Raw genomic sequence first — 21,299 nt, forward strand, 5'->3', positions numbered from 1 at the left:
CGATATCATTCTAACAAATACTTGCAGGAAAAGATATGAATTAAACTGTGAACATTTTTCCCTTTGTAAAGGTAATAAACGAATTATAGTAAAATCATTTTGAATTCTGCATGAAATTCTATTATACTAGAATTTGTCTTTGAAATTTTTTCTAATTTTATAATAGATTTACATTTTAAAAAGGATTTCTTCCTAGAAAGGGATTGTTATGGGTAAACAAGAGCTCGCTCGTCTCATTGAAAAGAAACGTTCCGAATTGATTCAAGTAGCCTCAACTAGTGGTTTAACATCAACGACCGCGATTCGTCATAGCCAAGAACTTGACGATCTGTTGAACACTTATTACCGTATAGAGAGAAAAAAGTGTAAAACCCATTAGAGAAACAGCTGGAAGCCATCAAGGCATCAGCTGTTTTCTTTTTTCTATTAACCAACAGCATCTTCTAACCGCTCCCCAGACCCATTTTGCAATAAATACATCTTATGATAAAGCCCTTTTCGTGTCAGGAGCTCCTGATGGGTCCCACGTTCAACAATTTCTCCTAGATGCAACACAAGAATGAGATCCGCATCCTGAATCGTCGATAATCGATGAGCGATGGCGATCGTCGTCCTTCCTTTGCGCATTTTTGCGAGCGCCGTTTGAATGGCTTCCTCTGTCTCAGTATCAATGTTCGCTGTCGCTTCATCAAGAATTAAGATTTTCGGGTTCGCCGCCATCGTTCGCGCAAACGCAAGCAGTTGCCGCTGTCCACTTGAGAATGTCGCACCTCGCTCAACAACACGATGATCATAGCCATCCTCCAATTTTGAAATGAACGAATCTGCTTGCACGAACTTAGCAGCCTCTTCGATTTCGTCATCAGAAATGGTCTGATTATGAAGTCGAATATTATCTTTAATACTTCCGTAAAAAATGAATGGATCTTGGAGAACGAGCCCCATTTTCGTTCTTACTTCATTTAACGAATAGTTTTTAATAGATACGCCATCAATAAGAATTTCTCCACGATCAAATTCATAAAAGCGCAACAATAAGTTAATAATCGAACTTTTACCACTTCCAGTATGACCGACTAGCGCAACCGTTTGTCCTGGCAATGCAGTAAATTCAATGTTTTTCAGGACATCACGTTTTCCATCATACGAAAAATCAACATTTCTTACTTCAATTTTTCCCTCTTCAATCTTTATCTCACTGTTCGCAGACTGGCCTGGAGCTAGTTCTTGATCATCCAATAACTGAAATACTCTTGAAGCGGCGACAATCGCTTGTTGGTACATTGATAGCCTTTGCATCACTTGATTCACTGGTTCAAAGAACCGATCTAAATAATTGATAAAAGCATATAAAACACCAATTTCCACAGGATTTTCGAATGAACTAATTCCAAAATAACTTAATACTATAATGAGTGCAAAAATATACACGAGGTCGATTGCTGGTCTTAAAAGAAGACCATCTGCCTTTATATTCCTCATTCCTGCTTGATAGTGCTTTTCATTGATTTCCTCAAATTCACGACGCATCCGCTTCTCTTGACGAAACACTTGAATGATTGACATTCCTTGTAGGGACTCGTTCAGCTTCGCGTTCAGTTGACTGAGCCGTTCCCGTAAATCATGATAAAATTTTGAACTAAGCTTCCTATAAATCGCCATAATGATAAAAATGAGTGGCATGACCGCTAAACAGATCAAAGCAAGTTTTACATTTAACACGAACATCGCAACAAAGATTCCAATTAATAAATAAAAAATGATCTTGTGGTACATAGCCAATCGCTTCTCTTAGTTGATCAATTTTATAAGCTTGAAGAGCTTTTCCACCAATTTTAATTTCACCTTTATACCCCTCGAACTCACGAATTAATAATTTCAATATTGATGTTTTCCCAGCTCCTGTTCTTCCAACTATTCCTAATGTCGCCCCCTTTGGCAACGTAAACAAAAGATTTTTAAGTTGCGGTTCTTGTTCGCCAGGAAAAGAAAACTCTTTCACGCGAAACTCTATTTCCCCCGCAGGAATACTTCCTGATGCCTCTGTTTGATCTTTTATTTCAATTCGTTCCCCTAAAAGTCGATTCACACGATCTAAGGAAGCCCGTCCTCTCTCAACAATATTAAATAGATGCCCGAAACCGAGCATTGGCCAAATAAGTAACCCTAAATATGTGGTGAATGCAACGAGGTTGCCAATCGTCATTTCCCCATGAATGACAAACCTTGAACCAAACGCAATCGCTAAAAAGAATGAAACTCCAACGATCAAAGAGATGGTTGGATCGAATAATGCGTCTACTTTCGCAACAGAGATATTCTTATTCACGACACCCTCTGACTGTTTACGAAAGTCCTCGATGTCTTCTTTTTCCTGGCCAAATGTTTTGATCACCTTGATTCCAGAAATACTTTCTTGCGATTTATCATTTAAAGCAGAAAAAGCTTCTTGAGCTTTATGAAAAAGTTTATGGAGCATTCTTCCATACCAACCAGTTAAAATCGCCATAAAGGGCATAGGGATTAAACAAATTAATGTTAATTTCCAACTAATGGTTGATGCCATCGCAATAATCACAAAACCTCCGGTTGCAAGTGAATCAACGAGAGTAAGAACGCCCGCACCAGCCGTTTGTTGAATCGCCTGTATATCATTTGTCGCAAGCGCCATTAAATCTCCAGTGCGCCGCTTTTGATAAAAATTCGGAGACATTTTGGTAAAATGATCATAAAGACGTTTTCGTAGTAATTTTGCTAACTTTACAGACGAGCCAAAAATCATAATTCTCCAAAAATAACGAAGAACATACATTCCTCCCCCTGCAAGAATGAGGATGATCATCCATTTCAACATTTTCTGAAAAGTCAATGTACCCATACCAATCTCATCGACAACCATCCCGATCACTCGAAGTGGAATAAGCTCAAGAAAAGCGATGAAAAGAAGCATCATAATACCTAGTAAATATGCTTTCTTCTCAGCTTTAAAAAACCACATTAAATCTAAAAATACTCTCATCCAAAATCCCTCCACCGGTGAGAATCGTGAGCCGCTTCCTATTTTTACTGAATATTCATATTATACGAAATTTGCACGTTGTTAAATAACATTTTACAAATAGGTTAAAAGAAAGTGAATCATCCTCATTTAGGAAAAAGTGGAAAATTAACTTTTAAATCATGGATATATGTAATTCCATAAGAAAAAGCACCCCGATATAAGAGTGCTTGTCCTTTATTGTTTTTCTTGTTGTTTATTCATCGCTGACATCATTTGGTTGATTTTCTTCTGCGATGGTTTCATGCCCATTTGCATCATCATCATTTTAAGCATTTGTTCATTGATTGGCGGATTTTTCTTCAAGTAGTCCATCATATACTTACGAGCAATGAAAAATCCTAGAGCTACACCAGCTAATAATGCCAGTATACCAACTAGAACATAAGTCCACATACGTTATTTCCTCCTTCATGGTGTATCCCATACAGTGTACTAGACCACTCGTTATTATACAATATTGCCAACATTTTTTCTCGCTTTTTAGACAAATTTTCTTTCCTTAATTGGCTTTAACCAACCACAAAGATTACTTTGAAGGTCGACGGCAATGAAAGAGGGTTCAATTTTCCGAAGGACTTCAAAGAATATCGTCTCCGCTTCAAGACTGCCTGCGCTCTCTACTAATAATGTACGTTCATTTACGATTTTTAAAACCGCTGTACTTTGAGATTTTTTTTCATATAAGGAATATTCACCTTGCCCTGACTTAAACCCTTTCTGTTTTGAAAGATGTTGAAGGATCATTTGATGAATTCGAAGGACAGAAATTGGTTTTGTTATATACTTTATTTGCCGGGAAATAATGGCTTGCATCTCCCCCGATGCCTTACTATACTCTTTAAACAAGTAAAAAAACAGTCGTTCTCTACCAAAATAATGGCCAGCTATATCATCTTTGATTAAATAAAGTTGATAGGACCTCATCTGATCCCCTCCCTTTAGACAAGCTTTATTCCATTATAAGAAAATATGCTTTCTGTGGTTGTCTAAAGATGTAGCAAAAATACACTAATTTTGTCAAAATCGGACTATTCTTCACTTACAAATCATTTTTTTAATTATATAACATCGGGAAGTGATGAGCAAAGCTTAAGGACCAAAACGCATGTTGCTTTCCTTTTAGCTAAAAAGGAACGGAGGACTTCATTCATCCGCCGTTCCTTTTCCTTTAATTTTATAATAATGCTTTCACACGAGCCACAACGTTTTCCACTGAAAAACCGTATTCACTCATTACTTTTTCACCAGGTGCAGAAGCTCCGAATTGATCAATCGCTAGGACTTCACCTTCATCTCCTACATAACGGTGCCAACCAAGGGAAGCCGCCATTTCAATTCCAAGGCGTTTCTTAACAGATTTCGGAATAACCGATTCTTTATATTCTTGTGATTGTTGCTCAAAACGATCCCAAGAAGGCATGCTGACAACAGAAACTTGAATTCCTTCTGATGCAAGCACTTCTTGAGCTTGAACAGCAAGACCGACTTCAGAACCAGCTGCAAGCAATAACGCTGCAGGCGTTCCGTTAGAAGCTGGGGAAATGACATATGCTCCGCGTGAAACTCCTTCATATGCATTTTGATCTGTTCCTTTTATAGTCGGTAAGTTTTGACGTGTTAACACTAGAGCTGTTGGCTTATCAGTTGATTCAACTGACAATCTCCATGCCGCTGATGTTTCATTGCCGTCTGCAGGACGGATGACCGATAGATTCGGCATTGCACGTAATGCTGGCAATTGTTCAATTGGCTCATGTGTTGGGCCGTCTTCTCCAACTGCGATACTATCATGTGTAAACACATACGTAACTGGTAGACCCATTAAGGCTGCAAGACGAATCGCTGGACGTAAGTAATCAGAGAATACGAAGAACGTACCACCGAAAACTTTTACACCGCCATGAAGAGCCATCCCGTTCATTGCTGCACCCATAGCAAATTCACGGACACCAAACCAAATATTACGACCTTCAAAAGAACCTGGGAAGAAATCAGCAGAACCTTTAATCATCGTTTTATTTGATCCAGCTAAGTCGGCAGATCCACCAATGAAGAAAGGAACTGCTTGTGCAACCGCATTAAGTGCTTCACTTGAAGACGCACGACTCGCTAAGCTCTTACCTTCTTCATAGACAGGAAGTGTCTTTTCCCATCCTTCAGGAAGCTCTCCCTTCATTGCTGCTGTAAATTGTGTAGCAAGCTCAGGGAATTCTGCTTTATATTTTTCAAATAGAGCATTCCATTCTTGCTCCGTTTGATGACCTTTTTGGACAACTTGCTTGTCAAAATGATCATATACTTCTGATGGAACATGGAAGTCTTCCTCAAAAGTCCATTTATATGCTTCTTTCGTTAACTTTAATTCATCAGCGCCTAGTGGAGCCCCATGAACATCAGATTTACCAGATAGGTTCGGTGAACCGTAACCAATGACAGTTTTCACTTCAATCATCGTCGGACGGTCAAGATCACCTTTCGCTTCTTCTAATGCTTTTGCGATTTCTTCTAAGTTGTTGCCATCCTCAACTCGAATGTATTGCCAACCATACGCTTTAAAACGATCAGCAACACTCTCAGAGAATGATTTATCTAAGTCTCCGTCAAGCGAAATATCGTTTGAATCATAGAGAACGACTAAACGACCAAGCTTCAAATGACCAGCAAGAGATGCAGCTTCTGCAGAAACACCTTCCATTAAGTCCCCGTCTCCACAGATACTATATGTAAAATGATTCACAATTTCATATCCATCTTTGTTGTATACGCCTGCTAAATGGCGCTCTGCCATTGCCATTCCAACTGCCATCGCAATTCCTTGTCCAAGCGGACCAGTCGTGGCTTCAACACCAGCTGTATGTCTAAATTCAGGATGGCCAGGTGTTTTGCTTCCCCATTGACGGAAGTTTTTAATTTCCTCCATTGGAAGATCATATCCTGATAGATGAAGCATGCTATATAAAAGCATTGAACCATGGCCTGCAGATAATACAAAACGATCACGGTTAGCCCATTCTGGATTTTTTGGATTATGATTCATAAAACGACTCCACAGTGTGTAAGCCATTGGGGCAGCCCCCATTGGCATCCCTGGGTGCCCAGAGTTTGCTTTTTCAATTGCATCGATTGAAAGCGTACGAATCGAATCGATGGATAGTGTATCAACTTTATCGAACATTAGATACATCCTTTCTTTGTTAAACTTTGTACAATCTTTATAATATAGTTACAACCTTTTTAATTCAACAAAAACAGTAACATTTTTGTCGAAATTTGATTTCCCTTTTATAATATTCCAAAGAGTTATGATAATATGTTCCTGAAATTTCAAATTTATTAATGGAAGTCTTAGGAATTATGTGATGAAAACGATACAAAAATAAAGCCAAGAATTATCCATACTCTCTTGGCTTTATTTTGTTTCCAGATCTAAAATTAATGCAGTTTTTTTCGATCTTTTTCCTGTATTAATTTCTTAGGTGTTACGTCATTTCCTAGAGGGTCTACAATTGTAACCCCCTTTAATGTATTTAACATGGATGATCGAAAGGTTTGAAGATATTCTGCTCTAAGCGCAGACTGTTCCTTCGCTTCCTCTTTTGTCAGACCGGTCGTTTTTGATTTTTTAGCTAATTCATTAATTCTCGCCAGTTTATCTTTAGAAAGCATCGAAAAGCCCCTTTTTAAAAATTTAAGTTAAAAGTTATTCTACTGAACATCTTTCATTTTTACAAGAAAGGAGCCTTACTTTCTCGTGAAGTCACGTCTATTCTTTTGCTGGTTGATTCCCCGCTATCATTTGTTCTTCTACCGATTCTTTATATTCCTGATAGCGCCGATGAACGGTTGCCTTTGAGACTTGATAACCGAATCCTCTTAACGTAGCCGCAATCTCAGCAAAGGTTAATCCATTTTCACGAAGACGAACAATTTCAGTAATCGGTGCTAGTTTTCGTTCCCGCCCTGCATGTTCTCCTTGATTTTTTAAATTTCTCTCTGGATGATACCCTTGCTTAATTGCTCTTTGCATTCCCCGTTTTATTTTTATATTATGTAATTTACGCTGATACTCTTCCACCATAGAAACAATTTGCAGAACCATTGAATCTGATTCTGATAACTGTAATTCGCCATGATGAGAAATACTATAAAGCTTTACTCCTTCTTTCGTAATACAATGCAGGAGAGCTATTTTTGCATTTCCACGACCGATTCGTGTTTCATCTTGGATGAGTACTGATGTGATCTCCTCATCTTTTATTAAACTTAAAAGTTCTAACACGCCATCTCTTTCTAAATCGTATCCACTTGCCTGTTCCTTAATAACTTTGACTACTTCCATTCCCTTGCTCTTAGCCAAAGCCAGTAACTCTTCCTCTTGTCTAGCTAATGACGTTTCTTGAGTCTCTTTCGCTGTACTTACCCGACAATAGATAATCGCCTTCATTTTTCCACCTTATTCTATATTCATTCCTGCAACTTCTGTTGTTGCTTCCTTGTTTTTCAAAATAGGAACGACTAATTCTTCGCCTGCATAAATCAAATTCGCATTAATTCCATTTTCTCTTTCAACCCAAACGATAAATTCATGTTTTGTCAGATTATGTTTATCTGAAAATTGTTCGGCTATCGACCAAAGCGATTCTCCCTCTTGTACTGTAATCGTAGTAAAATCATTGCCTGCTTTCAAATCGTTCGCAAAAATAGCCATTAAAATAAAACAAGTTGCAAACAATAATATAGTATAAGAATAACTTTTCCATATTTTTTTCATTTTAAACACCCCTCAAGAATGTATGTTCGCACATTTGCTTGCCTTTATTATAATGCGAACATTTGTTTTCTGTCAATAACTATTCGAACTAACGTTTGTACCGAACGCCTATGCGTGTTATAATAAAGTCAAGAGAAAAGACGATGGGGTGCGTGAAAATGACAAAGTTATCAATAAGGCAACAAGACATCCTTAATTTCATTAAGGATGAAGTAAAGAAAAAAGGGTATCCCCCTTCCGTAAGAGAAATTGGCGAAGCTGTCGGACTAGCCTCTAGTTCAACTGTACATGGACACTTAGCTCGACTCGAAACAAAAGGATTAATTCGCCGAGATCCGACTAAACCTCGTGCCATTGAAATTCTTGAAATTGAAACGAATGCAACACCAAAATACAATGTTGTAAATGTTCCTGTTATTGGACGGGTAACAGCCGGCCAACCAATCACGGCAATTGAAAATGTTGAAGAATATTTTCCTCTCCCCGATACACTAGTTCCATCTGATGAGCAGGTTTTTATGCTTGAGGTAATGGGAGATAGTATGGTTGATGCCGGGATTCTTGACGGGGATTATGTTATCGTAAAACAACAACCAACAGCCAATAATGGTGAAATTGTCGTGGCAATGACGGATGAAGATGAGGCCACTGTAAAGCGGTTTTTTAAAGAAAAAGACTTTTTTCGATTACAGCCAGAAAACCCAACGATGGAGCCTATCATGCTTCGCAATGTGTCCATTCTAGGAAAAGTGATAGGGGTTTATCGTCATATGCATTAAAATATTTTCAACTAAAAAAGCAGGGAGTTCCGACGTATGCGGAGTTCCCTGCTTTTTCATTATGTGGATTTTTAATCCGAATGAATACTAATAAGGCTAGTACTTCGGTTAAGAAGATAAATCAGAAGATAATCTTAGTACTCGGATTAAACTTGTGTTTTAGCAAAGTTTTTTACTAGTACTTGGAATAAAGCGACTTTTGGCCTTTTTTTATTGCTTGTACAGGGATTATATCAGCGTTTTGAACTGAGTTTATTGCTAGTACTCAGATTAATCCTTGATTTTACAGTTTTTTATTACAAGTACTAGCAATATATCAACGAAATTTGCTGTTTTTATTCCGAGTAGTTGGATTAAAAAATGCGTTACCAGCATTATCGCTCAAAAAAACTTCAGATCTCCTCGGCAAAATGTACATAAATGACCTTTCCTGGAAAAAACATACATAATTAACTGTAGCTATACCCAGTACTTTGATTTGACCCTAATGCCCACAATCGTAATAAAGTGAAACTTTCATTATTTGACTTACACTGAGCGTGTGTTCTGCCTAAAATCTAATCATTTTTCACAGAACATATTCTTTATAAAAAAACCTTTGGCACCACCGCACCAAAGGTTTTCTAACTATTAATACATGCTCATGTATTGCTCGCGCTCCCACGGATGTACTTGAGTTCTAAACATATCCCACTCAATCTCTTTAGCTTCAATGAAGTGCTCTAGAATATGCCCTCCAAGTGCGGAACAAATCACTTCATTGGCTTTCAATGCATCAAGTGCAGAAGCAAGAGTTGCTGGAAGGTCAACGATACCGACTTCTTCACGTTCTTCCTTATCCATAACATAGATGTTTCGATTCACTGGTGGTGGAGGAGTCAAATGGTTTTTAATTCCATCTAGTCCAGCTTGTAGAAGAACAGCCATTGCTAAATAAGGGTTAGCAGCTGGATCGACACTGCGGACTTCAACACGTGTACTCATCCCACGGGATGCCGGAATCCGAATTAAAGGTGAGCGGTTTCTAGCGGACCATGCGACATAACATGGAGCTTCGTAACCTGGCACTAAACGCTTGTAAGAATTTACAGTTGGGTTCGTTACTGCGGTAAATGCCGTCGCGTTTTTGATAATACCTGCGATAAACTGATTAGCAGTTTCGCTTAATTCTAATCCTCCAGTCCCAGGAGCATAGAAGGCATTTTCACCATTTTTAAATAAAGATAAGTTACAGTGCATTCCAGAACCACTCACACCGAATAATGGTTTTGGCATGAAGGTCGCATGAAGACCATGCTTACGAGCGATTGTTTTTACAACCAGTTTGAATGTTTGGATATGGTCACAAGCTGTTACCGCATCCGCATATTTAAAATCGATTTCATGCTGACCAGGTGCAACTTCGTGGTGAGATGCTTCAATTTCAAAGCCCATTTCTTCGAGTTCAAGTACAATATCTCGACGGCAGTTTTCGCCAAGATCCGTTGGCGCAAGGTCGAAATATCCACCATTGTCATTTAGTTCAAGGGTTGGTTCGCCCTTTTCATCTAATTTGAATAAAAAGAACTCTGGTTCTGGGCCAACATTGAAATTGGTGAAGCCAAGCTCTTCCATTTCCTTCAAAATACGCTTTAAGTTGGAACGAGGATCTCCGGCAAATGGTGTTCCATCTGGGTTTTGAATATCACAAATTAAACGAGCCACTTTTCCTTTTTCAGCTGTCCAAGGGAAAACCACCCACGTATCTAAATCAGGAATCAAATACATATCTGATTCTTCGATTCGAACAAATCCTTCGATTGATGATCCATCAAACATCATTTTATTGTCTAAAGCTTTATTTAATTGACTAAATGGAATCTCGACATTTTTAATTGTTCCTAAAATATCTGTGAACTGTAAACGAATGAATTTTACGTTCTCCTCTTTAGCCAATCGGACAATATCTTCTCTAGTAAACTTTCCCATACTTTTTCCTCCCGGTATATTCGTATTTTACGAGGTTACCGAAACCTTTTCATGTCACCATGTTTAAAGTTCCGATTAAACCTTCCAGCTTGCAGCAACTCTTTTCGGAGAAGCTTTCTTAGTTCAGAATCTGAAAGCTCTGTTCTCATCTTTTCAGCTTGTTTATTGTCTGTTTCTGTCAATGATTCTTGTTGTTCTTTTCTGACGCTGAAAATTTGCTTAATGCCAGCAAGATTGACACCTTGATCGATCAAATCCTTAATTTCAAGAAGCTTGTCAATATCGTTTAAGGAAAAAAGACGTTTATTGCCTTCCGTTCTTGCCGGAGAAATCAGGCCATGTTCTTCATAATACCGAATCTGCCTCGCAGTCAAATCTGTCAGCTGCATCACAATTCCGATTGAGAAGAGTGGCATGTTGCGGCGAATCTGGCTTCCGCCCATTTGATTTCTCTCCTTTCTCCTCTATGGTTTTATTATATGTAATGTAAGGTGACGTGTCAACGTGATGTCAGATAATCTAACGTGTTTTTAAAATATCCTTTTTATACTAACTGCAGCCATTTATTTTAACTGAATCAAACCTTTTTCAAACAAATCATTTAACGCAATACAGATTGCCAGTTTTACATGTGAATAGGTAAGACCTCCTTGTACATAAGCGACATATGGAGGACGGATCGGTCCATCTGCAGTTAGTTCAATGCTTGCCCCTTGAATAAACGTTCCCGCAGCCATAATGACATCATCCTCATATCCAGGCATATAGCTAGGGTAAGCTGTGACATGAGAATTGATTGGGGAAGCAAATTGTATCGCTTGGCAAAAAGCAATCATTTTTTCGCGATCGTCAAATTGCACTGACTGAATTAGATCTGTCCTTTTTGTGTCCCATTTTGGCTGAGCGTTCATTCCAACCTTCTCGAGCATTGCTGCGGTAAAAACCGCACCTTTTAATGCTTGTCCTACGACATGCGGAGCTAAGAAAAATCCTTGGTACATTTCCTGAAGTGCATAGATGGTCGCCCCAGCTTCTGAGCCAATGCCAGGCGAGGTCATTCGGTAAGAACAAGCTTCAACTAAATCAGACTTTCCAACGATATATCCTCCTGTTTTCACAAGACCTCCACCTGGATTTTTAATTAATGAACCCGCAATCAAATCGGCACCGACATGGCATGGTTCTTGTTCTTCAACAAACTCTCCATAACAATTATCGACGAACACAATGACGTCTGACTTGATTTCTTTTACAAACCGAATCATCTCACCGATTTCAGCAATCGTGAAGGATGGTCGAGTAGCATAGCCCTTTGAGCGCTGGATGCCAATCATTTTCGTATTTGGCTTAATTGCTGCTTCGATTGCACTCCAATCCGTTTTTCCCTCAGCAGTTAAGGCAACGGAATTGTACGAAATACCGAACTCCTTTAGTGAACCGTTTCCACTTCCGCGTATTCCAACAATTTCTTCGAGCGTGTCATACGGCTTCCCGGTAATATATAAAAGTTCATCACCTGGTCGTAAAATACCAAAAAGAGCAATTGAAATTGCATGCGTCCCTGAGATGATTTGTGGTCTAACTAAGCCCGCTTCTCCACCAAATACATCCGCATAAATTTTCTCTAATGTATCTCTTCCGATATCATCATAGCCATAACCTGTTGATGGGATAAAATGGGAGTCACTCACCCTAAACGTTTGAAAACTCCGCAATACACGGAGTTGGTTCACATCGACTCTTTTATCTATCTCTTTATGTACATCAGCAATTTGTTGTTCGACTTCGTGAACAAGTGGCTGAAGCTTTTCTCCAGCCTTCAAATCATTAAACATCCTGCCTTTCTCCTATCTAACTGAATATTTATTAAGCTGTCCTGATACTTGATGGTCTTCGAATGCAAATCCCCTACACTCATACGCTTCACTTTCTTCAACATAATTTAATTCTCGTAAAATCGTTTCCATTTTTAATTGAGAAAGCAACTTCCCTTCACTTGATGGTACTAATACATGAAAAGGCTCCATCATCGCTATCATCATCTTTTCAATTTTCCCCTTAAGAAGCTCGAGATCCCCATTTAAAAAAGCACTAATAAAAGCCGTTTCTGATTGAGCAGATGGTACGAAATCGGGATGAGCGATATCCTTCTTATTATAAACGATTATTTGGGGAAGCTGGTTGGCTTTTAATTCTTCAAGCAAATGATTGACCGTTTTCTCATGCGAGAAATAATCTGGGTTTGCCATATCAACAACATGTAAAAGTAAATCCGCTTCTTTCACTTCCTCTAACGTTGAGCGGAAAGCAGCGATTAAGGTCGTTGGTAGATCTTGAATGAAGCCAACCGTATCGGTTAACAACACAGTAAAGCCACTTGAGAGAATAACTTTTCTCGTCATTGGGTCAAGGGTCGCGAATAATTGGTTTTCTTCATAGGAATCTGCTTCTGTCAAGCGGTTGAATAGCGTTGATTTCCCCGCATTCGTATATCCAATAAGGGCGATTTGAAATGCTTTATTTTTCTTACGACGCTCGCGATAACGATCACGATGCTGAACAATCGTTTCAAGCTGACCTTTTATATCATCTATTCGGCGACGAATATGCCGGCGATCCGTTTCCAGTTTTGTTTCCCCCGGACCTCTCGTCCCAATTCCAGCTCCAAGACGAGATAACGCAATCCCTTGGCCCATAAGCCTCGGCAGCAAGTATTGAAGCTGCGCCAATTCGACTTGAAGCTTCCCTTCCTTTGAACGTGCTCTCCGCGCAAAAATATCCAAAATCAATTGTGTCCGGTCAATAACCCGAGCATCGATGGCACTTGATAGATTACGGATTTGGCTCGGCGAAAGCTCGTCATTAAAAATAACCAAATCCGCTTCTAACTCCTCTACTAATGTTTCAAGCTCTTCTACTTTCCCTTTTCCTAAATAGGTTGCCGGATGAACTTTTTCACGTTTTTGCACCACTGACATGACCACTGTGCCTTGAGCTGTTTCTGTTAAAGATGCTAACTCCTCCATCGAATAATGAAAGCGATCATCATCCTCCAGTGCCGTTTGACAGCCGACAAGGATCGCTTTTTCAGAATCAACTTTCTGTTCCAAGCGCACTCCACCTTTCTGCTCGATATTCTCTTTCTACTGTCATCATATCAAATAAAAATTCGGAACCAAAATGATTGTCTCATTATAAGTTTTTTGTAAAGAATGATATATACAAGCGAACAATTCAATCACTCTGATTAGAAATCGAAAAAAGCTCGGAAGGATTCCCTTTCAAGCTTAGTCTTCTTCTCATAAGTATTTTAAATGTTGATTTCCATAAAACAAGTTTAGTATAAATTCTTTTGCTGGTACATTGAGTTTATCGAATGTAAGCAAAAATTCTTGATTATCATACGGCACTTCTTTTAATGAAAGATCAATACTTCCACCTTCACCAATCGATAAAATCGCATAAGGCGCCAATGGTTTATGATTGCACCCTAAAGACCCTGGGTTAAAGTACATTCTTTCCTTCGACTTGAAATGATGAACGACATGATGATGCCCAAAGCAAACAATATCCGCGTTCGATTTTTGATAAATTTCATCCAGTTTTTTTACCGTTGGTTCATAATCAACTTGGAGAAATTGTTCTTTTTCATCGAGATGATAATGAGTAAACAAAAGATTCACATCATGTTGTTTCGCCATGATCGACTTTGGAAATTCCTTTATATAAGAAATAAAGTCCTCACTTATATGCGAAGCAATCCATTCATGGTGCGCACGTTCATTCCCTTTGCTCTTTGGCTCTTTTCCATTTAAAATCGCAAGAATCGCTTCTTCATGATTCCCCAACACAATTGAAAGGTCCCTTCGTGAAAAGAGCACATCAAGGACCTCATTTGTTTCATGGCCAATTCCAATTAAATCTCCTAAACAATAAATATGCTGCACTTCATCATTTTGATCAATTTCCTCTAAAACCGCTGTCAAAGCCGTGCAGTTTCCATGAATATCCGTTAATATTGCTATTTTATCCCCCATATGCTAACTCCCATAAAAAATTTTCCTTTTCTTCTCTCTATTTTATCTTATATAGACAAAAGGACGAAACATTTAAGGTTTCGTCCTTTCTCAAACTTAAGAATTCAACCTTTTTACTCCTCATCTAAGACAAGATCATTGCTGCGCAGCATCATTAATTCATATCGGTCATATTGATTTTGAAGCAATAGCCTCATTGACTGAGTTCGAATCGATTTTTCAATTACGTTCCGAATATATCTTCCATTGGAAAATCCTGTCGGACCTAGACTCGATTTCACCCAGGAAAGGTGTTCACGAAGTTTCTTTTCTGCTTCATGGCTAAAGGAATATTCTTTTTCATCAAGCATTCTTTTCGCAATTTCCATTAATTGATTCACCGTATAATCAGGGAAATCCACAACAAGTGGAAATCTTGAGTGAAGCCCAGGATTTAGCGATAGAAAATACTCCATCTCACGGGAATATCCTGCCAAAATGAGAATAAACTCATGCTGTTTATCTTCCATATGCTTTACAAGCGTATCGATCGCTTCTTTCCCAAAGTCCTTTTCTCCGCCTCGCCCTAATGAGTAGGCTTCATCAATGAATAATATTCCACCTATTGCCTTTTTTATTAAATCGCGCGTTTTTTGTGCAGTATGGCCGATATATTCGCCAACAAGATCTGCTCTTTCCGCTTCAATTAAATGCCCTTTCGACAAGACGTTCATTTTATGAAAGAGCTTTCCAATCAACCTGGCTACCGTTGTCTTGCCGGTGCCAGGATTGCCTTTAAACATCATATGAAGTGCTTGACGACCAGCCTTTAGCCCCTTTTCTTCCCTTTTTTTATTAATATATATCCAGGCATAGATTTCTTTGATCATCCGCTTCATTTCTTCCATACCAACCAATGCTTCTAGTTCATCTTCTATTTCTTTTAAAGCTTCATGTTCAGTTGCCATTGTTTTAACTGAAACTGGGGGTTCAGGTATTTCCTTAGTTGGTAGCTCCCGTTTTTGCGAGTTAAGTACAATGCTAATTTGTCCATTATTATTCATACGAATCGGTCGGTCCAAAGCGTCTCACCTCTATTCTAAAAACCGTTTACGCATGAAGGAGTATTTTTTATTGGCGAAGATACTTCTCTTATCACTTGCCGTTATGAGTTTGTCATCCCTTATTTGAAACGGCTAAATAACTCCTTTATGTATATGTATTCAGCATCTCATAAATTCATTATAAGGTTTTTAACGTCACTATCTTTTCACCTCAAAGAAGCCCACTAATTGTTTAGTGGGCTTCTTGTGGAACGATCTATCTTATTGTTGTTGCGGGTCAAAATCGATTTGTACGTTTTTTTGAGGAGCGAAAGTTGAGATTGCATGTTTATATACAAGCTGCTGTTTCCCTTCTGTTTCAAACAACACCGTAAAGTTATCAAAACCTTTGATTTGGCCACGAAGTTGGAATCCATTTAATAAGAAAACTGTCACATGTGTGCCATCCTTACGTAGCTGATTTAAATATTGGTCTTGAATGTTTATTTGTTTCATTGAAGATCCTCCTTTTTATCTCTATCAATATGTATTCGCTTTAATTCCAAGCTTTCCTTCAATGCAGGCAGAAATTTCCGCAAATTTTTTTCCGTTTGCTTCTGCTTCCGGTGACATCTCAAACCATTCTACATCCATTTTGTTCCTAAACCAAGTAAGTTGTCTTTTTGCATATCGGCGTGAATTTTGTTTTAAATTCTCAATCGCTTGTTCGAGCGTCACCCTCCCATTGAAATATTCATATAGCTCCTTATAACCAATGGCTTGAATCGATTGACAATCTTTCAAGCCTCGATTATACAACGCTTGAACCTCTTCCAATAAACCGAGTTCCATCATCACTTCAACACGCCTGTTTATTCTATTATACAACAACTCGCGCTCCATCGTTAGTCCAACTAAACAACTATCATACAAGAGCTCGTGATTTTGTTCATTCAGATAATCGTCCATCTTTTTTCCTGTACAATGGAAAATCTCAAGTGCTCGAATGACGCGACGGATATTATTTGGATGAATCCTCTCCGCACTAGCTGGGTCAATTTCTTGAAGTTTTTTATGGAGAGTCTCATATCCCTTGTTTTTTGCCATCTCTTCAAGCTTCACCCGAAAATCATCATCCGATGGTGCTTCAGAAAATTGATAATCATATATGACTGATTGTATGTATAAGCCCGTACCACCAACAATCATCGGAAGCTTTCCTCGTTTGGAGATTTCGGCTATTTTTTCATGAACAAGCACTTGGAACTCAGCAACCGAGAAAGACTCATCTGGTTTTTTAATATCAATTAAGTGATGAGGAACACCTTGCATTTCTTCAGCCGTAATTTTTGCGGTACCAATATCCATCCCTTGATATATTTGCATGGAATCTCCGCTGATAATTTCTCCATTAAAATGTTTCGCCAAATCAATGCTTAACTTCGTTTTGCCAACAGCTGTTGGCCCGATTAAAACGAACAGCTTTTGCTTTTGTTTCAACAATCTTCACACTGCCTTTTTATGTTTAGCTTCTACACCTTCGTTTATAATACAACCTTAGGCGCTGCAACTATTCAATTTATATTTATTATTGTAACCTAAAAATTTTTAAAAAGCAGTTGGACATCAAATTATTATGCCCTGCTTTTAACCTTCCTAATCTATTTTACCTACTATTTTCCCAATTCCTGCATTTTAATCGACATATTTTTCCAACTCTTTTACATTTAGTTAACGTTTCGATAACAATCGACATTCCACCCCCATATTCGTGTTAATTTTTATAGAAGTATATGGAGTCATTACTTACTTAAAGGAGATATAAAGAAAATTATGATAACACAAGCTGAAATAGGAATTGATTTAGGTACAGCCAATACATTAGTATATAGTAAAAATAAAGGCATTGCCCTGAATGAGCCATCTGTAGTAGCGATCAATACTGATACAAAAAAAGTGGTTGCTATTGGAAATGAAGCAAAAGAGATGATTGGGAAAACACCAGAAAACATTGCTGCGGTTCGTCCGTTAAAAGATGGGGTCATCGCTGATTTCGACCTTTCCTCTGAAATGTTAGTTCACATCATGAAAAAAGCATTAAAAACAAGCGGCTTTTCGTTTCGCAAACCGAATGTTGTCGTTTGTACACCTTCAGGCTCAACGAGTGCTGAGCGACGTGCGATTATTGAAGCTGTTCGTTCAGCTGGCGCAAAGAACGTTCATCTTATTGAGGAACCAGTAGCTGCCGCAATTGGGGCTGGTCTGCCTGTTGATGAACCTGTCGCAAATGTCGTTGTCGATATTGGCGGAGGAACGAGTGAGGTTGCCATCATTTCATATGGCGGCGTCGTTGCTTGTCATTCCCTTCGAATCGGCGGTGACCGTTTTGATGAACATATTATTCATTATGTACGGAAAACATATAATGTGTTAATCGGAGAACGGACGGCGGAACGAGTGAAAATGGAAATCGGGCATGCTTTAGTTGATCATGAACGCAAGGAAATTGAAGTGCGTGGCCGTGACCTTGTAACTGGCTTGCCGAACACGATTACCCTCCATTCTTATGAAATTAGAGATTGCCTCAAGGAATCGTTCATTCAAATTTTAGATACGCTCAAGAAAACGTTAGAAGATTGTCCGGCTGAATTAAGCGGGGATATTGTTGACCGCGGTGTCACACTTACAGGTGGAGGCGCTTTGCTAAACGGAATGCAAGAATGGCTGAGCGAAGAAATTTTCGTTCCCGTTCATATAGCCCCTAATCCATTAGAATCAGTGGCAATTGGGACAGGGCAGGCCTTGAAATATATCAATAAGCTAATGCCAGCTGCTAAGTAAATAGAAACAAGGCTGAATAAGTGTCCCGATTCCTATTTATTCGCTGTACTATAGAAAAAGCGCACTTTCACTGAGAGGGCACTGAAAAAGTCCCTTAAATTATGTTAGGGGGTTAAATTTAAGAAGGTATAGTTCCTTATTATTAAGGGAATTATGCCTTTTTCACTGTATAATTATAGTATCAATTTTATGCGGCTGGGCTCTATGATAGAAAATCAACAATCAATGGTTTTAAGTCCATGTATGTGAGAAGGAAATCATCAAAAGCAAATCCATTATTGTGGATGCCCCCATTCAAAAGCCCACTATAATCAAATGTCACCAAAAGAGATACTTGTGGACCGTTCTAAAAAGCTGAGAAAAGTTATTTATCAAATAGATGAATCGAATAAGACGTATAAAAAAATCAAGTTGATGCTTATTATTTTGGAGTAGAAAAGTGCCAAAATTGCCCGTTTAAGGATGGGTGTTTAAAGAAGGAGCTAAAAGTAAAAACTATTCTGTGACAATCAAATCAAATATACATAAAGAACAGGAAAAGTTTCAAGAAAGCGACTATTTTAAAGAAAAGTTAAAAGAACGCTATAAAATAGAAGCTAAAAATATCGAATTAAAACACAGGCACGGGTACGATGTTGCAAAATCCTCGGGTCTAATTGGCATGGAATTACAAAGTGCCATGACTATATTTACAGTCAATCTCAAAAGAATTTGTAAAACTAAGGGATTAAAACTAAGGGATAGTGAGCCCTTAATTCACATAAAAAACGACTCTAAATTCATATTTTGAATGTTAGAGTCGTTTTTTTAGGCTTTGAAATTACATTTTTTCAAATAACCAATGGATTTTCAGTGTCCTCTTCACTGAGGTGCGCTTTTTTGCTGATAATGGGAGCTTGAAACTGGTTACATCACCCGCTTAAACATTTTCTCCATTTCATAAGTCGAGTAATGAATGAGAATCGGCCGTCCATGCGGGCATGTAAATGGATCTGCAGATTTTCTTAATTCATCGAGTAAGGCTTGAATTTCATCATTACGCAAATGACGATTTGCCTTAATCGATCCTTTACAACTCATAAGAATCGCTGCTTCTTCGCGCAGTTTCTTGATGTCGACTTTTTTCATCGAAAGCAGCTGTTCAATCGTTTCTTTTTCTTCTCCGCGAGGGAACCACTGTGGATGTGCACGGACAATATAGCTGTTATGTCCAAACGGCTCGAGGAAAACCCCTACCTTTTCAAGTTCATTCACGTATTCATTAATCCGAATGCAGTCCGCAGGAGAATATTCAAACGTTAAAGGAACAAGCATTTCCTGTAGTTCATTTTCAACTTGTCCAACCTTTTCTCGGAAATATTCGTACTTTATTCGTTCTTGAGCCGCATGCTGGTCTATGATATAAAGACCTTTCTCATTTTGCGCTAAAATATACGTCCCATGCATTTGTCCAATTGGATAAAGCGGTGGTACACGAGTATGCTCAAGCGGCTGAGAATCTACGACTCGTTCTACAGCAGTTGCAGCATGTTGCACCTGTTCCTCAGGCGTTACATGCAGCTGTTTCTCAATTGCAAAATCACGATAAGGTTCCACTTCATCTGTCCAAATAGCGATTGCGTCTGTATCACCAGCTTGCTTTACTCGCGAAGCGGCTGCTGAATTTTCATAGATACGATCTGCTTTAACTATTTGATTGTCTTCCGCTTCATTTTTCGCTTCTACACGAGTCTCACTTTCATTTGGCAAATGGTCAAGTTCCAATGAAGTTTGTTCTGATTTCGGCTTTTCCATTTTCACACTCATGTTCGCTGCCGGAATCAGCTCTTTCGTTTTAAATGTCGTTCGAATCGTTTCAGCAACAAGTTCGTTCAATTCCTGTTCTTTGCTTAACCGAACTTCCATTTTTGATGGATGGACATTGACATCAACCAACAGTGGGTCCATTTCCACGTTTAATAACACCAGTGGAAATCGACCAATTGGCAGCAACGTATGGTAGCCTTCCTGAATCGCTTTTACAAGTGGGTAGTTTTTAATAAAACGCCCGTTAATCATCGTCGTAATATAGTTTCGTGATGCCCTCGTAACTTCCGGCAAACTGATCCAGCCATTGATCTTATAATCGAGGGTTTCCCCTGTTATTTTCACCATATTTTTTACGATATTCATTCCATAAATAGCCGCCAGCACTTGGCGAACATCCCCATTTCCGGTAGTATAAAGCAATTTCCGCCCATTATGAACGAGGCGAATCGACACTTCCGGATGAGAAAGAGCTAATCTATTCACGACATCGGTAATATTGCCGAGCTCTGTATGAATCGTCTTCATATACTTTAGTCGTGCAGGCGTATTGAAAAATAAATCGGTAACCGTTAAGTCGGTTCCTTTCCGGCTGTCGGCTTTCTCAACGCTTATCACCTTTCCGCCCTCAATAATAACCTTTGTACCCGCTGATTCACCTGTTGAGGTCTTCATTTCGATCCGTGAAACAGAAGCGATACTTGGCAATGCCTCCCCACGGAAGCCAAGTGTTCGGATGCGAAACAAGTCAGTTTCATCTTTAATTTTACTAGTAGCATGACGGGCGAAAGCAATTAAAACATCGTCTTCTTCCAACCCATCTCCATTATCAATGATTCGGATTTTCGCCATTCCAGCTTCCTCAATTTCAATGTCGACGACCGTACCACCAGCATCAATCGAATTTTCCACCACTTCTTTTACGACGGATGCAGGACGCTCAACAACTTCACCGGCAGCAATTTTATTTGATAATGCATCATCAAGCTGTCTGATGATTCCCATCCACTTCAC

Annotated in this window: 18 protein-coding genes and 3 pseudogenes; 4 read left to right on the forward strand and 17 right to left on the reverse strand. The window is 38.8% G+C overall.

Annotated elements, in window-relative coordinates:
• Positions 1-208 precede the first annotated feature (208 nt).
• Positions 209-379, forward strand: a complete 171-nt coding sequence (locus GNT69_RS16575) for an aspartyl-phosphate phosphatase Spo0E family protein (protein WP_203556096.1) — start codon at positions 209-211, stop codon at positions 377-379.
• 47 nt (positions 380-426) lie between these two features.
• Here GNT69_RS16575 and GNT69_RS16580 read toward each other — a convergent pair.
• From GNT69_RS16580 to yneA, 8 genes and pseudogenes are all read right to left on the reverse strand, one after another.
• A pseudogene (locus GNT69_RS16580) lies at positions 427-1,755 on the reverse strand (ABC transporter ATP-binding protein); the annotation flags it as partial.
• A pseudogene (locus GNT69_RS16585) lies at positions 1,751-3,019 on the reverse strand (ABC transporter transmembrane domain-containing protein); the annotation flags it as partial. The pseudogenes GNT69_RS16580 and GNT69_RS16585, both read right to left, overlap by 5 nt.
• 216 nt (positions 3,020-3,235) lie before the next feature.
• Positions 3,236-3,454, reverse strand: a complete 219-nt coding sequence (locus GNT69_RS16590) for a YneF family protein (RefSeq protein ID WP_203556098.1) — start codon at positions 3,452-3,454, stop codon at positions 3,236-3,238.
• A gap of 87 nt (positions 3,455-3,541) precedes the next feature.
• Positions 3,542-3,985 (reverse strand): sporulation inhibitor of replication protein SirA, encoded by a 444-nt coding sequence (sirA, locus tag GNT69_RS16595; protein WP_203556099.1) that lies wholly within the window; start codon positions 3,983-3,985, stop codon positions 3,542-3,544.
• A gap of 250 nt (positions 3,986-4,235) precedes the next feature.
• Positions 4,236-6,236 carry a transketolase gene (gene tkt, locus GNT69_RS16600; RefSeq protein ID WP_203556100.1) on the reverse strand — a complete coding sequence of 667 codons (2,001 nt, stop codon included), beginning with the start codon at positions 6,234-6,236 and terminating at the stop codon, positions 4,236-4,238.
• A gap of 257 nt (positions 6,237-6,493) precedes the next feature.
• Positions 6,494-6,727: a DUF896 domain-containing protein gene (locus GNT69_RS16605; RefSeq protein ID WP_203556101.1), complete on the reverse strand. Its 234-nt coding sequence runs from the start codon at positions 6,725-6,727 to the stop codon at positions 6,494-6,496.
• A gap of 97 nt (positions 6,728-6,824) precedes the next feature.
• Entirely contained in the window at positions 6,825-7,505 is a 681-nt protein-coding gene (locus GNT69_RS16610; protein ID WP_203556102.1) for a YneB family resolvase-like protein, read from the reverse strand.
• A gap of 9 nt (positions 7,506-7,514) precedes the next feature.
• Positions 7,515-7,832 (reverse strand): cell division suppressor protein YneA, encoded by a 318-nt coding sequence (gene yneA, locus GNT69_RS16615; RefSeq protein ID WP_203556103.1) that lies wholly within the window; start codon positions 7,830-7,832, stop codon positions 7,515-7,517.
• Between the two features lie 158 nt (positions 7,833-7,990).
• Between yneA and lexA the strand changes: the two genes are divergently transcribed.
• Entirely contained in the window at positions 7,991-8,611 is a 621-nt protein-coding gene (lexA, locus tag GNT69_RS16620; protein ID WP_203556104.1) for a transcriptional repressor LexA, read from the forward strand.
• Positions 8,612-9,241: 630 nt separating this feature from the next.
• Here the strand turns inward: lexA and glnA are convergent.
• The 8 genes from glnA to miaA all read right to left on the reverse strand — a co-directional run bounded on the left by glnA (position 9,242) and on the right by miaA (position 17,138).
• Entirely contained in the window at positions 9,242-10,579 is a 1,338-nt protein-coding gene (glnA, locus tag GNT69_RS16625) for a type I glutamate--ammonia ligase (RefSeq protein ID WP_203556105.1), read from the reverse strand.
• Positions 10,580-10,614: 35 nt separating this feature from the next.
• On the reverse strand, positions 10,615-11,022 hold the full coding sequence (locus tag GNT69_RS16630) for a MerR family transcriptional regulator (protein ID WP_203556106.1): 408 nt from the start codon (positions 11,020-11,022) through the stop codon (positions 10,615-10,617).
• Between the two features lie 120 nt (positions 11,023-11,142).
• Positions 11,143-12,414, reverse strand: coding sequence for a methionine gamma-lyase family protein (locus GNT69_RS16635; RefSeq protein ID WP_203556107.1), 1,272 nt, complete (start codon positions 12,412-12,414; stop codon positions 11,143-11,145).
• A gap of 12 nt (positions 12,415-12,426) precedes the next feature.
• Positions 12,427-13,689: a GTPase HflX gene (gene hflX / locus GNT69_RS16640; protein WP_203556108.1), complete on the reverse strand. Its 1,263-nt coding sequence runs from the start codon at positions 13,687-13,689 to the stop codon at positions 12,427-12,429.
• Positions 13,690-13,878: 189 nt separating this feature from the next.
• Positions 13,879-14,616, reverse strand: coding sequence for a metallophosphoesterase family protein (locus tag GNT69_RS16645; RefSeq protein WP_203556109.1), 738 nt, complete (start codon positions 14,614-14,616; stop codon positions 13,879-13,881).
• A gap of 113 nt (positions 14,617-14,729) precedes the next feature.
• Positions 14,730-15,677 carry a stage V sporulation protein K gene (spoVK, locus tag GNT69_RS16650; protein WP_203556110.1) on the reverse strand — a complete coding sequence of 316 codons (948 nt, stop codon included), beginning with the start codon at positions 15,675-15,677 and terminating at the stop codon, positions 14,730-14,732.
• Between the two features lie 243 nt (positions 15,678-15,920).
• Positions 15,921-16,154, reverse strand: a complete 234-nt coding sequence (hfq, locus tag GNT69_RS16655) for an RNA chaperone Hfq (RefSeq protein WP_203556111.1) — start codon at positions 16,152-16,154, stop codon at positions 15,921-15,923.
• Positions 16,155-16,178: 24 nt separating this feature from the next.
• Positions 16,179-17,138 (reverse strand): tRNA (adenosine(37)-N6)-dimethylallyltransferase MiaA, encoded by a 960-nt coding sequence (gene miaA, locus GNT69_RS16660; RefSeq protein WP_203556293.1) that lies wholly within the window; start codon positions 17,136-17,138, stop codon positions 16,179-16,181.
• A 333-nt stretch (positions 17,139-17,471) separates the two neighbouring features.
• Here miaA and mreBH point away from each other — a divergent pair, with 333 nt between their 5' ends.
• Together mreBH and GNT69_RS16670 are read left to right on the forward strand one after the other, a co-directional pair.
• On the forward strand, positions 17,472-18,479 hold the full coding sequence (mreBH, locus tag GNT69_RS16665) for a rod-share determining protein MreBH (protein ID WP_203556112.1): 1,008 nt from the start codon (positions 17,472-17,474) through the stop codon (positions 18,477-18,479).
• Between the two features lie 404 nt (positions 18,480-18,883).
• Positions 18,884-19,269: pseudogene (locus GNT69_RS16670) on the forward strand (transposase); the annotation flags it as partial.
• A gap of 116 nt (positions 19,270-19,385) precedes the next feature.
• Here GNT69_RS16670 and mutL read toward each other — a convergent pair.
• A complete protein-coding gene (gene mutL, locus GNT69_RS16675) occupies positions 19,386-21,290 on the reverse strand; it encodes a DNA mismatch repair endonuclease MutL (protein ID WP_203556113.1) in 1,905 nt (634 codons plus the stop codon).
• Between the last annotated feature and the right edge of the window lie 9 nt (positions 21,291-21,299).

The organism is Bacillus sp. B15-48 (genome assembly GCF_016879755.1).
Lineage (GTDB): Bacteria > Bacillota > Bacilli > Bacillales > Cytobacillaceae > Mesobacillus_B.